This window comes from Rhizobium sp. 18065 (assembly GCF_902706095.1).
Taxonomy (GTDB): Bacteria; Pseudomonadota; Alphaproteobacteria; order Rhizobiales; family Rhizobiaceae; genus Allorhizobium.
This window is the reverse complement of sequence record NZ_CACSJP010000002.1, coordinates 94,831-108,031: the sequence shown is the minus strand read 5'-3', so window position 1 is coordinate 108,031 and position 13,201 is coordinate 94,831. Positions and strand designations below refer to the sequence as shown.

The window sequence follows — 13,201 nt, the reverse complement described above, 5'->3', positions numbered from 1 at the left end:
CAACACAAGCGGGGACAATCCCGCGAAAGAGGAGAACTTGAATGAACGTGCATTCCATCAAATCGCGCCTCGCCATGCTGGCGGTCGGCACTGCCATGGGCCTGTCCCTGACGTCTGCCGTTGCCCTGTCTGACGACAAGGTCTCGATCGCCGTCAACACGATGCAGATCTTCTCGTCGCTCGATCCGGCCAAGGTCACCGACTATACCGGCTACATGGCGATCGTGAACCTGTATGACGGTCTGACCACCGTCAGCCCGTCCGGCGAGATCGTGCCGCATCTGGCGAAGTCCTGGGATATTTCTCCAGACGGCCTGACCTATACGTTCCACCTGCGCGACGATGCGAAATTCCAGGACGGTACGGCGCTCAAGGCTTCCGACATCGCCTGGTCGGTAAAGCGCCTGATTGGCATCAACAAGGGACCGTCCAACCTCGTTGTCGGCCTGATCAAGCCGGAAAACATCACCACGCCGGACGATGTGACCGTCATCTTCAAGCTTGAACGCCAGTTCGCGCCCTTCATGTCGGTCACCCCGATCTTCATGGCTTTGAACCAGAAGCTGGTCGAGAGCAATGCCACGGCTGACGACAAGTGGGGCGAAACCTATGTCGGCGAACATTCCTCAGGTTCCGGCCCCTACAAGCTGGTCAGCTACAATCGGTCTGCCGACATGGTCATCGACCGAAATGCCGATCATTTCCTCGGCTGGACCAAGGGCAAGCCGATCGACGAAGTGCGCTTCGTCCAGACCAGCGACGACGCAACCGTCAAGGCGCTTGCCGAAAAGGGCGAACTCGGCCTTTCCTCGCATGGTCTCGGCAACGACACCTATGAGGCGATTGGCAAGATGGACGGCTACAAGCTGATCCAGACCCGCACGGCCGGTGGCTTCGTCATCAAGCTCAACACCAAGGTCTACCCGACCGACGACGTGCATGTGCGCCGCGCCATCGCCTACGCAACCGATTACAAGACCATTCAGGAAGTCATCTATCCGGGCTTCGACATGAAGGGGCCATTGTCTGACGCGTTCAAGGACGCCCATAACGACGGCATCGAGCCTGGCGTCTTCGACCTCGAAAAGGCCAAGGAAGAACTGGCGAAGTCGAAATATGCCGGCCAGCCGATCACGCTGGTCAACAGCTATGTCGCTTCGCTCGCCTTCGAGGCGGAAGTGGCACTGCTGCTGCAGGCCAATCTCGAGCAGATCGGCATCACGCTCGACATCAAGCCGGAGCCTTGGAACCGCATCGTCGAGCTGTCCGCCAAGCCGGAAACGACGCCGGCCTCGACCCAGGTCAACGTCTCACCGAGCTATCCCTCGCCGGATGCGATGTTCTACAACCAGTATCATTCCAAGGCTGCCGGCACCTGGTGGGCGATGGAATGGCTGCAGAACCCGGAGATCGACGCGCTGATCGACAAGGCGCGTGGAGAAACCGATGTGGCTGCCCAGAACGCCACCTACAAGGAGTTGCAGACCAAGATCGCAGAACTGCAGCCCGACGTCTGGGCCGTTGCGCCGAACCGCCGTTACGGCGCGAACAAGTGCCTGCAGGGCTATGCTTTCATTCCGATGCAGAGCTGGGACCTGAACTTTTCCAACTTCCATTGGGATTGCAACGCGAACTGATCTTCGCATTGCGCCGAGACAAGCCGGTTCCGCGGATGCGGGGCCGGCCCCCCCTTGCAACATCGCCGGTTGGCTGTTGCCCCGACGATGAAAAATCCAAGCCGCAGAATGACAGATTGCAGCTCGCCGCATGGTCGATCGACCGCGGGCGACGTTGCATGACCGAAGGTGACACATGCTTCAGGAATTCGCAGAAGAGAATATCGAGCCGCTCGCCACCGGCGCGTGGATTTTGGGAACCGGGGGCGGGGGCAATCCCTATATCTCCACCCTCAACCTGCGCCGCCTCTATGCCGAAGGCCGCCGCGTCCAGCTGATGGATCCGATGGCGCTCGAGGATGACGACATGGTGGCGGTCGTGTCGAATATGGGCGCACCACTGGTTGGCCAGGAACGTCTCGGCGATCCCGCCCATCTCGCCCGGGCGGTCGAGGTGATGGAAGATTATCTCGGCAAGCCGTTCCGCGCCATCATGAGCGTCGAGATCGGCGGCTCGAATGCGCTGTCGTCATTTCTCGCTGCCGCCATGCTCGGTCGCCCTGTCGTCAATGCCGATGCCATGGGCCGCGCCTATCCGGAAGCGCAGATGACCTCGTTTGCGATCGGCAATCTGCCGATGTTCCCGCTGTCGCTGGTCGATGTGCGCGACAACGAAGTGATCGTGACGCGCGCCGCCTCGTGGAAATGGATGGAGCGCATTTCGCGCAAGGTTTGCACCGAAGTCGGCTCGACGGCTGCGACCTGCAAGGCGCCGCGCACTGGCCGCGAGGTCAAGGACTGGGGCATTCACTACACCGTCACCAAGGCGGTCGAACTCGGCCGGGCGGTGATCGAAGCGCGGGCACGCCACGACGATCCGGTCAAGGCAGTGCTCGACCATGAAGGCGGCAAGCAGCTGTTTCGCGGCAAGGTGATCGATGTCGCCCGCGAAACCACCGGCGGCTTCCTGCGTGGCACGACCCTGATCGAGGGTATCGATGCCGACAAGGGCTCGCGCATGGAACTCGGCTTCCAGAACGAATGGGCGGTTGCCTTCCGGGATGGTCAGCCGGTTGCCATGACGCCTGATCTCATCTGCCTGCTCGACACGATTTCGGGCAGCGCCATCGGCACGGAATCGGTGCGCTACGGCCAGCGGGTGACAGCTATCGCCTTGCCGGCGCCCGCGCTTTTGACCTCACCTGCAGGTATCGCTGCCGTCGGCCCCCGAGCCTTCGGTTATGACATTGACTTTACATCGGTATTCCCATGAAGCGCATCGGTATTGACGTTGGCGGCACCAATACGGATGCCGTGCTGATCGACGGCGAGACAATCCTGTCCTCGATCAAGGTTCCCACAACGCAGGACGTGATGTCCGGCGTGAAAGCGGCTCTGGCGCATGTCTCCGGCTTTGTCGGCCCGACGGACCGGCCGATCGACGCCGTGATGATCGGCACGACGCATTTCACCAATGCCGTCGTCGAGCGCGCCCGCCTCGAACGGGTAGCGGCGATCCGCATCGCGTTGCCGACCGGTGGCTCGCTGCCGCCGATGTGCGACTGGCCGGTTGATCTGCGCGCGGCTGTCGATCCGATGATCTTCATGGTGCATGGTGGTCATGAATATGACGGCAGCCCGCTGGTGCCGATGATTCCGGACGAGATCCGCGAAGCGGCGATGAAAATCCGCGACGCCGGCATCACCTCGATCGCGATTTCGGCGACGTTTTCGCCGCTGACCACCGAATGCGAGGTGGTGGCTGCGGAAATCGTGCGTTCGGTGATCCCCGACGCAAAGATCACGCTGTCGCACACGCTTGGCCGGATCGGCCTGCTGGAACGTGAGAATGTCGCACTGTTGAACGCGGCGCTGCAATCGCTCGGCAGGACGACCGTGCAGGCATTTTCGGATGCCCTGCGCGAGGCGGGGGTGACGGCACCCTTCTACCTGACGCAGAACGACGGCACGGTGGCGCTGGCGGATGTGGCGGCGTCAAACCCGGTGCACAGCTTTGCCTCGGGACCAACCAATTCGATGCGCGGGGCTGCCTTCCTGACCGGATTGACGGACGGAATGGTCGTCGATGTCGGCGGCACAACGTCGGATATCGGCTGCCTTGTCGGCGGTTTTCCGCGCGAAGCCAACAATATCGTCCATATCGGCGGCGTGCGCACGCTGTTCCGCATGCCTGATCTGCTACCGATTGCGCTCGGTGGCGGCACGATCGTCGATCCGGAAACCGGCAAGATCGGTCCGCGTTCGGTCGGTTACCGCATCCTCACCGAAGCGCGCGTCTTCGGCGGTCAGACGCTGACGACTTCGGACATCGCGGTTGCCGCTGGCCTGATCGAAATGGGCGACCGGGACCGGGTGAAGGATCTCGATCCGGCATTCGTTAAGGCAAGCCTCGAGCGCCTCCGCACCATGGTCACCGACAGTTTCGACCAGATGAAGACCTCGGCCGATGATGTGCCGCTGATTGCCGTCGGTGGCGGCGCCTTCCTGATCCCGGATCAGATCACCGGAGCCTCCGAGGTGCTGCGGGTCGAGAATGCCGGTGTGGCCAATGCGCTGGGCGCTGCGATGGCGCAGGTTTCCGGCGAGGTCGACCAGGTGTTTTCCGGCTTGAGCCGCGACGAGGCGCTTGCCAAGGCCGAGACCGAGGCGCAGGACGCGGCCGTTGCGTCGGGTGCCAGCCGGCAGAGCCTGAAAACGCTCGAGGTCGAGGATATCCCGATCGCCTATCTGCCCGGCGGTGCACGCCGCGTACGAGTGCGGGTGATCGGCGACATCGCCTTCGTCTGAGACGGCGCGTCCGGTGCAGTCACCGGGCATTTGCCAATGCGGGTTTGCATGAGAGCAAGATCGGTCCGGTGGGTGCCGGCTGATCCTGCGATGATTATCGGAGCAGGACATGAAGAAGATTGCACTGGCCATTCATGGCGGATGCGGCGTGATGCCGGAAGCGAGCATGACGCCGGAAGACTGGCAGGCGGCCCGACAGGACCTCGCGGCGGCACTCAAGGCCGGTTATGCAGTGTTGCAGACCGGCGGATCGGCGCTCGATGCGGTCGAGGCTGCCGTCGTAGTGATGGAAGACAGCCCGCATTTCAACGCCGGTCATGGCGCCGCACTGAACGAAAACGGCGTGCATGAGCTAGATGCCTCGATCATGGACGGTGCAACGCTGGAAGCGGGCGCAGTCTCGGCTTCGCTTGCGATCCGCAATCCCGTCAAGGCGGCGCGCCTGCTGATGCAGGATGGCCGCGCCGTTCTTCTGACCGGGGCGGCAGCCGATCGTTTCGCTGAAGCGAGCGGTCTGGCCACGGAGCCACAGTCCTATTTCACCACGGCAAAACGCGTCGAGGCGCTGGCGGCAATGAAGGTCCATGCTGCGGCCGGCACCGACGGCACCGAAAACGAGAAACACGGCACGGTCGGCGCGGTAGCGCTGGATGCTGCCGGACATCTGGCGGCCGCGACCTCGACAGGAGGTTATACCAACAAGCCGGACGGTCGTGTCGGCGACAGCCCGATCATCGGCGCCGGCACCTATGCGCGCGATGGCGCTTGTGCCGTTTCCGGCACCGGCAAAGGCGAGTTCTTCATCCGCCATGTCGTGGGGCACGAGATCGCCAGCCGGGTCGCCTATCTCGGCCAGGACCTTGCAACCGCCGCAGATGGTGTCGTCAATGGTGATCTGGCGGCCCATGATATCGGTGCCGGACTGGTGGCGGTCGGTGCAGACGGAGCCATCACCGCGCCTTACAACACGCCGGGCATGTTTCGCGGCTGGGTGACGGGCGATGGCAAGGCTTTTGTCGCCACACATGAGACAATCTACGAGGTCACTGTGTGACGGAGCCAAGCATGAGCAATGACATGATCAGGATCCCGGTCTTCGATGACCGAAACAATATCGTGTCGCGTCTTATGCGTGAATGACGTGAGCGACGCGAAGGCGCAGAGGAGCGCGTCCTGAATCGGCAGCCAGTCTGCACATCGATCTGCTGTGCGCTCATGAAGGTGGGCTCGCTGGTGGGCCTTTGCACTGTCTGAGTTCCGTCGCCTGGCATGGCATCTTGATACCAACCAATGTCGTTCCAGACCCTCCACCAAACGGTCGATTGCGTAGCGACCCCCTGGCGCGCAGACTTGGGTCTCATATCACGATACGGTCAGCCTGGAGAGGAACGACCGGGATGGCTTCTCTGCGATTTTCGCCTTCAATATGGTTTCCGCATTTCGCACCACCGCCATTTCTGCTGGCGGCAAGCATTGTCGCGCTCGGGTGGCTGGCTATTTTCGATATGCTCAGTGCGGCGATTTTCTCGCCTGAAACTGGGTCGCTCGGCCCCGGCATGGCGACCGCCAGTGGCATCGTCCTTATGATGAAAGGTATGCCCTTTGAACTCTGGCAGTCACTGTGTATCACGGATGTAACGCCATCTTTCTCATGGGGTTCCTGGAGCCAATTCTGCGAAATGGGGGCAATAATGACGCTGGCGATGATGTTGCCCTGCGCTACTCCTGCGTGGCGCGTGCTCAGAACCGGTGGTTCTGCCGCCGCTGCTTTCGGCTTCCTCGGCGGCTACGGCGTCATCTGGACGCTGTTTTCCCTGGTGCTCGCGACAGTCGATATGGCCTTGCACCTTCAAGTCGGCCCACACCTCGTCTCCACGGCGGGCATTGCGGGTGTTGTTGCTGCCGGCGCTATCATCGGTGCCGGAGCTTTTCAATGGACACCGTTCAAACACAGCGCCCGGCTCAAGATCGCAACACGCAACGTTCCGGCAACTCATGGCGACGCGAACATTTGCGCGTCGTTTGCGGCAGGCATTCGCTACGCCGGATACTGTGTAAAATCCAACGGACCGCTGATGATGACCATGATTTTTCTTGGCATGATGAACATCGTTGCCATGACGTTTCTTCTCTTGGCAATGGCCTTAGAGAAAGGAGTGGCGAAAAGCCATGTCTCGCACGGCATCGGCATTTCCCTCGTTCTTGCCGGATCTACGTGGATGTATGCCGCGGGAACAGCCTAATGCATTCCTTGCATTCAGGCTTGCTTCTACCCGAGGGCCTTGTCGTGCTTCGTCGGCCTCGGCGAACCAAGTGGCGGCCCTTTATCAGCGGCCAACCCGCTGATCTGGTTTGAGCTACTCGCCTTTGATCTGACGGCGCTTCATGAGAGCCGAGACCTGGTGACCGATTGCCATCACTACGGCCGCGGCGAGGATTGTGAGAGTGCCGACCGCCGGGACCTGTGGTGTATATCCGGATTGAAGTTTGGCGCTGACCCATTCCGGAATGGTGGAATCGGCCCCTGACGACAGCATGGAGAGCGGGAAATTCGCCCAGGACAGCAGGAAGGCGAAGGTGAAGCCGGAAAAGATGCCCGGAGCCAGCAAGGGCAGGGTGATTTCACGCATCACCTGCCAGCGGCTCGCTCCCAGATCATAGGCGGCCTCCTCCACCGCCGGATCGAAGGAATAGACCTGGATGGCGATCACCAGCGTGGCGATCGGCGCGATCCAGACCAGATGGGCAAAGACGGTCGCCTGCCAGGTGGGCGTGATGCCGAGTGCGGTGAACCACAGCAGCAAGGCAAGGCCCAGCACGGCCTGCGGAAAGAGGATGGGCAGCAGAATGACCTTTTGGAACAGGCGTCGACCTTTCCAGTCGTAGCGGGCAAAGGCCAGCGCGCCGAAGAAGGCCAGAACCGTCGACAGGCAGGCGACCGCGATGGCAACCACCGTCGAGGTCCAGAAGAAATCACGGATCGACAGGGACGCGAAGACTTCGAGATACCATTTGTCCGAGTATTTCGGCACCGGGAAGCTGAAGTATTTGGAGCGCGAGAACGACGCAAGCGCCATGGTGATCATCGGCAGATACATGAACAGGATGAGGGCAGCCATGGCGCTGCCATAGACGAAAGTGGCGCGGCGGCTGAAATCGTTCATGGGCGTGGTCCTCTCATCCCTTGCGACCGAAGATGGCGTCGAGATCGACGCGCTTGAACATGGCAAGCGCCAGCGAGCCGGCCAGCACGATCATCAGCATCGATAGGGCCGAGCCTTTCGGCCAGTTCTGCGCGAAGGTAAATTCCTTCTGGATGTCCTGGGCGATCATCACCACGGCCGTGCCGCCGAGCACTTTGGCCTCGGTGATGGCGCCGGCGGCGAGGATGAAGGTGATCAGCGCGCCGATCATGATGCCGGGCATGGCCAGCGGTATGTCGACTTCCTTCATCACCTGCCAGCGGCTGGCGCCGAGATCGAAGGCTGCCTCGCGCATCTGGGCGGGCACCATGGAGACGCCGAGGATCATCGGGAAGAGCATCATCGGCAGGTTGATGTAGACGAGGCCGAACAACGTGGCGCTGAAGGTGTAGAGCATGGAATCGACCGGAATACCGAAATAGGTCTGCATTGTGCCGGAGACGACGCCGCCCTTGACCAGGAACAGCATCCAGCCCATCAGCCGCAGATTGTCGGCGACGAAAAGGGGAGCGGCCAGAACCAGCGCCAGAATACCGGCCTTTCGGGTAAACACCCGCACCATCGCGACAGCCAGCGGATAGCAGATCACCAGAAGGATGGCGACGGTGGAGGCGGCCAGTTGCAGGGAGGCGAGGAAGGACAGGTAATAGCTGTCGGCAAAGATCGTGCGGAAATTCTCAAGCGTCGGCATCTGCCGCACGGAAAAGGTCTGCGGCGGCATGAAGGCGAAGATGAAGACCAGCGTCAGAGGGCCGAGAAAGCCCAAAAGTAGCAAAAGCCCAACCGGAAGTGCGGCCAGAAAACCCGGTTTCCTCATGCCACGGCCCAGCCGCACCGGCCAGGGCTCCGACCGTGACATCCGGCGCGGCAGAGCGACATTGTGGCTGAGCGTTTCGCTAGCATCCGTCATGCTGTACAAGTCCCTCGTCAAGTCTGGTCCGGTCAATTGGCAAAACGGGCGGTCGGGAAGATGGTCGAATCCTTGGCGTCCCAGGCGATCGTCACCCTGCCGCCGCGGGCGTTTGTCAGCTGCTGCTCGCGCAGCTTCTCGACCAGGAAGACCTGGGCATCGCCGACGCGCACCTGATATTGCACCCGCGATCCCAGCAGGTATTCATTGTAGACCACGCCTTCGAGCTTGTTGGCGGCCGGGGCGGCGGGATCGTCGAGAAAGCGGATGTCTTCGGGGCGGATGACCAGCGAACCGCCGGCAAAGGCATCGGCGATCGGCGGCGCGTGATAGGAAGCACCGGTGTCCTGGTCGATCACGGTGCCGTCCGGGCCGGGGCCGACGTCGAGAATGTTGACCTCACCCATGAATTCGGAGACGAAGCGGGTCGAGGGATTGCCGTAGATCTCGTTGGGCGTGCCGATCTGCACGAAGCGTCCCTTGTTCATTACGCCGATGCGGTCCGACATCACCATCGCTTCCTCAAGCGAATGGGTGATGTAGACGAAGGTCTTGCCGGTCTCGCGGTGAATGTCCTTGAGTTCCTTTTCGAGGATCTTGCGCAGCTTGTAGTCGAGCGCCGACAGCGGCTCGTCGAAGAAAAGGATTTCGGGATCGAAGGCGAGCGCCCGGGCGAGCGCGACGCGCTGGCGCTCGCCGCCGGAGCATTGCAACACGCCCTTGCCGTAATAGCTTTCCGGAAGGCGTAGTTGCGCCATCAGTTCGAGCGCCCGTTCCTTGCGGCTTGCTGCCTTCACGCCGCGGATCTTCAGGGGGAATTCGATGTTCTGGCCGACGGTGCGATGGGGAAACAGCGCCAGGGACTGGAAGACCATGCAGGTCGGACGCTTGTTGGCCGGCACGTCGTTGATGCGTTCGCCGCGCAGCAGGATATCGCCATTGGTCGGCTTGTCCATGCCGACCAGCATGCGCACCATGGTCGTCTTGCCGCTGCCAGACGGGCCGACGATGGTGAAGAACTCGCCCTCGCGAATGTCCAGGCTGATGCGGTCGACGGCCGGGAATTCACCGAAGAACTTGTCGACGGCGCGCAGCTGGAGAATGGGCATGGAGGATGCGATATCGGTGTCGCCGGTGGCTGCTGTCATCATGCGGTCCTATCGGTCTGTTGAGCAGGGTCAGAACGGTGGGGTGGCCGGGAGTGCCGGCCTCCCGTTTTTGTCAGGCCTTTTCGCGCACGGCAGCGGAGAAGATCTCATGCAGCTTGGTGTAGCTCGGGATGATGTCGAAGTCGGCGCATTTTGCCATGTCCGCCGACAACGTATCGTACTGGAAGGCGTCGAGTTCTTCCGTGTTGAATAGCGCCATGACCTTGGGATCACCCATCTGGCCGACCGGATTGTAAGTTCCCTCGGCGAATGAGACGTTCTTGGCTGTTTCCGGGCGGAAACAGTATTTGAGGAAATCCTCGGCGCGTGGCGAGAGCTCAGGGTTGTTGACCAGTGAGGTCAGTTCCATCCAGCAGACGCCGGCCTTGCCGCCCATTTCCTCCGGCCCCTTGTTGGGCACGACGCAGCGCAGGTTCGGGTTGCCGTCATAGCGGGCCGCCGAGACCGAATAAACGCTGCCGGGGAAGGAGCCTTCGATCGAGCCGTTGATCATGCCGAGCGCAATGGCGTTCATGTCATCCGACAGGAAGGCGGCATTGTTGATCAGCTTGCGCATCACCGTCTCGTATTTGCCGATTTCTTCATCCGTCAATTCGCGGAACGGGCTGAAGCCGGCGGCGATCACCACATGCATGATGACCCAGTCGTCATACATCAGCACGGCATATTTGCCCTTGTAGCTATCCTGCAGCATCAGGTCGTAGCCTTCGTCTGCCAGGGTCGCGGCCGACACCTTGTCGGTGTTGACCAGCATGCCGGACGGTCCATAACGCTGGATCATGCCGAGCAGGGAATTGCCGTCGTCGGACATGGCCCAGTGGTAAGGCCATTTGAATTCCGGGATCATCATGTCCCACAGCGGTTCGAACTTCGCCTTGTCCAGCGGCTTGATCAGGTTCTCCGGATACAGCTGCCGGCGGCCCCAGGCATTGTTGAGGTTGATGATGTCCCAGACCTTGGTGTCGCCGGCGCGCAGCTGGTTGACCGCTTCCGGGTCGGAGATAAGCCCCTGCGCCTTGACGTTGCAGTCGAATTCCTTGCGAAACGGGTCGAGCACCTTGTCGGAATTGTAGCCCTCCCAGCAATAGATGTTCATTTCCTTCTCACGAGCAGCCCAGGCGCCGCGTGGCAACATCGAGGCGGCGGCAATACCGGCCGATATCGACACGGTGTCGCGCAGGAAGGCACGCCGGGATTGGCTGAAGGACTGCAAGAGGTTTCTACGCTTCATGGATGGGGTCCCTCTGGTTGGACATCGACAATCATTGCGAAGTGGCATTGCGGGTGAGATCGTAAGCGGGCAATGCCGGTCAACTGTGGCAGCAGGCGGCACCTTGCGTATTGGACTTGCTGGCCTTGTTGGTGTCCGGCGGCAGGTTGATCAGCGGATTGCCGTTGAAGAAGCCGACCGGCATCAGCTTGAAACCGCACAGCACGCAGGGCTGGACCGGGTGATCCTCGAGGCGCGGAATGTGGTGCAGGCCAAAGGAGTGCCAGACGACGATATCGGTATTGTCGGTCGGCCGGTCCTTCGCCGTCCAGGCAGGAAGGCCGTCGCCACCGATCGAATGGTTCATGTATTCGCCGGCCGGAAAGCGCTCCTCGGGGTCGTAGGGCGTCACCCAGAGATGGTTGTAGACGAAGCCGCCGCGTTTGCCCGATGGCCCTTCCGGATTGGTATAGGCCTGGATGGCGGACGGCGTTTCCAGCTTGTAGGCGGTTGGCTTGCCGACCCAGTTCTTGACATTGGGATTGGTGATCTTCCAGTAGCGCGACTTTTCGAAGTCGACCCGGCGCTGTGCCTTCAACTCGCTGGTCAGCGGCGTCTGCTCGACATAGAAGGCATTGCCCATCGGATTGTCCGGTCCGATCGGCGGGGCCACCGTGTCGCATTCGACGACGGTATTGTCGGGGCCGTCGACCTCCATGTCGAGGCGCATGCAGAAGACGTGCTGGTGGATGTGGCCGACCACGCCGGGGGCGACTTCGGTGCCGTATTTCTGTTCCGTGCCGGGAATGCAGGCGGCGGTGTTGATGACGCCGGTCGCCTTCATCTCGAATTCGATGGTGCCATCCTGGAACAGATACCAGTAGCAGCAGTATTCGTAGTTGCCGACGGTGGTGATCGAGGAGATGACCAGACGACGCATGCGGCGGGTTTCGGTGCGCTCCGAGCGGAAGTCGAAATGTTTCCAGGCAAGGCCGGCATCCTCTTCATGGATGCAGATGGCGCTGGGGATCAGGCGCGGATTGCCCATCATGTCGGGCAGAACGACATCCATGTAGTGGATATGGCCGAGGCAATCGCAGCCGAGCGCCAGGGAATTGACCAGCTTGCCGAAGCCGTATTCGCCGCTGTCGAAGACGTTCTTGCGATAGTGCACGCCCTCCGGGGTACCGTAGGGCACGACCATTTCGGCCATCGACACCCGGTAGAGGATCGGCCGGCGCTGGCGGTCGATGGTATAGCCGACCTGCTGGAGGACCAGACCCTCGCGGCCGTTGAAGCTGATGCGCACATCCCAGTTGTCCCAGGTGAGTTTGTTGCCCTCGATCGTGAAGCTCGGTCCTTCGCTCTGCACCACATCCAGCGGCTTCAGCGGTGTGCGGAAATCGGTGAGCAGTTCGGGATCGTAGTTGATCAGCGTTTCCGGCACCGGAATATGCTGGCCGGAGGCGGGCAGATGATTGTCGACCCGCAGCACCTCGAGCCTGTCGATATCCACGACGACATTCAGTCCCTCGACGGGATGGGCGTAATAGTTGTCAAGGTCGGACATGCGCAGCCAGACGAAAGCATGTGACAGACGCCGGTTTTCTTCTCCGGGAACCGGGAAATTGCCGGCCGGCCAGGGATCGACGCAGACATGGGCCATGTTCTCGATGCCGCGCGCCCGAATGGCGTCCTGGAAGCGTGGATCGGCTTTCGCGACCTCCTCGATCAGCAGAAATTCTTCCGGCGAGATCATTGGCCGGGCATCGGCCAGGAACTCAACGCTGGTGATCGTGCCGAGCCCAAGATCCAGCCGGCCGCGCCAGACGCCTGTACCACCGCGCTTGTGCACGTTGAATCGGGCCTTGCGTTCGATCGGCATGCCGGGAACGAATCCCCGGACGACGTCTTTGGCCGGCTCCAGCAATTCGATCGTCTCGAACAGCAGGGCAGGGCCGAAATCGAAGTGGGCGCGCAGGATCGAGGCGGCCTTGACCAGTTCTTCCGCCGTCAGCGGATCGAGAGGATGCTCGAAGGTGGGCGATGCCTGCAGGGACAGGGAAACATTGGGCCTCTCGTTCATGGCCGATCCTCCATTTCAGGTTTTTCACCGAAGATATCAGCAGGTGTCATTCCTGCGTTGCGTCAACTCTTGGAGGTCAATATTTGTGCACGCCTAAATAATGTCCATCCACCGAACGGTTGACATAAGTCAAAGGGGAGGAGGTGTTGTCCGCAACTGCAAAGAGATGCGTCCGAAGTCAGCCACCCGGCCGCGAACG

Annotated in this window: 10 protein-coding genes; 5 read left to right on the top strand and 5 right to left on the bottom strand. The window is 61.3% G+C overall.

The window, feature by feature from the left end; genetic code table 11:
- Window positions 1-41 precede the first annotated feature (41 nt).
- The 5 genes from GVK95_RS06345 (at window position 42) to GVK95_RS06325 (ending at window position 6,667) form a co-directional block, all read left to right on the top strand.
- The gene (locus tag GVK95_RS06345; RefSeq protein ID WP_159947710.1) at window positions 42-1,637 is read left to right on the top strand and encodes an ABC transporter substrate-binding protein; all 1,596 of its coding nucleotides are present in this window, start codon (window positions 42-44) and stop codon (window positions 1,635-1,637) included.
- A 175-nt stretch (window positions 1,638-1,812) separates the two neighbouring features.
- Window positions 1,813-2,889 carry a DUF917 domain-containing protein gene (locus GVK95_RS06340; RefSeq protein ID WP_159947708.1) on the top strand — a complete coding sequence of 359 codons (1,077 nt, stop codon included), beginning with the start codon at window positions 1,813-1,815 and terminating at the stop codon, window positions 2,887-2,889.
- The gene (locus GVK95_RS06335) at window positions 2,886-4,424 is read left to right on the top strand and encodes a hydantoinase/oxoprolinase family protein (protein ID WP_159947706.1); all 1,539 of its coding nucleotides are present in this window, start codon (window positions 2,886-2,888) and stop codon (window positions 4,422-4,424) included. The genes GVK95_RS06340 and GVK95_RS06335 overlap by 4 nt, the downstream gene beginning before the upstream one ends.
- A gap of 109 nt (window positions 4,425-4,533) precedes the next feature.
- Window positions 4,534-5,478, top strand: coding sequence for an isoaspartyl peptidase/L-asparaginase (locus tag GVK95_RS06330; protein WP_159947704.1), 945 nt, complete (start codon window positions 4,534-4,536; stop codon window positions 5,476-5,478).
- Window positions 5,479-5,821: 343 nt separating this feature from the next.
- Window positions 5,822-6,667, top strand: coding sequence for a DUF2182 domain-containing protein (locus tag GVK95_RS06325; RefSeq protein WP_159947702.1), 846 nt, complete (start codon window positions 5,822-5,824; stop codon window positions 6,665-6,667).
- A gap of 114 nt (window positions 6,668-6,781) precedes the next feature.
- Here GVK95_RS06325 and GVK95_RS06320 read toward each other — a convergent pair whose 3' ends face one another.
- The 5 genes from GVK95_RS06320 to GVK95_RS06300 all read right to left on the bottom strand — a co-directional run bounded on the left by GVK95_RS06320 (window position 6,782) and on the right by GVK95_RS06300 (window position 13,002).
- Window positions 6,782-7,588, bottom strand: a complete 807-nt coding sequence (locus GVK95_RS06320; RefSeq protein WP_159947700.1) for an ABC transporter permease — start codon at window positions 7,586-7,588, stop codon at window positions 6,782-6,784.
- A 13-nt stretch (window positions 7,589-7,601) separates the two neighbouring features.
- Window positions 7,602-8,537, bottom strand: a complete 936-nt coding sequence (locus tag GVK95_RS06315; protein ID WP_159947698.1) for an ABC transporter permease — start codon at window positions 8,535-8,537, stop codon at window positions 7,602-7,604.
- A gap of 32 nt (window positions 8,538-8,569) precedes the next feature.
- Complete coding sequence (locus GVK95_RS06310) at window positions 8,570-9,685, bottom strand: ABC transporter ATP-binding protein (RefSeq protein ID WP_244618674.1); 1,116 nt, start codon at window positions 9,683-9,685, stop codon at window positions 8,570-8,572.
- A gap of 73 nt (window positions 9,686-9,758) precedes the next feature.
- The gene (locus GVK95_RS06305; protein WP_244618673.1) at window positions 9,759-10,937 is read right to left on the bottom strand and encodes a PotD/PotF family extracellular solute-binding protein; all 1,179 of its coding nucleotides are present in this window, start codon (window positions 10,935-10,937) and stop codon (window positions 9,759-9,761) included.
- 79 nt (window positions 10,938-11,016) lie between these two features.
- Entirely contained in the window at window positions 11,017-13,002 is a 1,986-nt protein-coding gene (locus tag GVK95_RS06300) for a primary-amine oxidase (protein ID WP_159947694.1), read from the bottom strand.
- Window positions 13,003-13,201 lie beyond the last annotated feature (199 nt).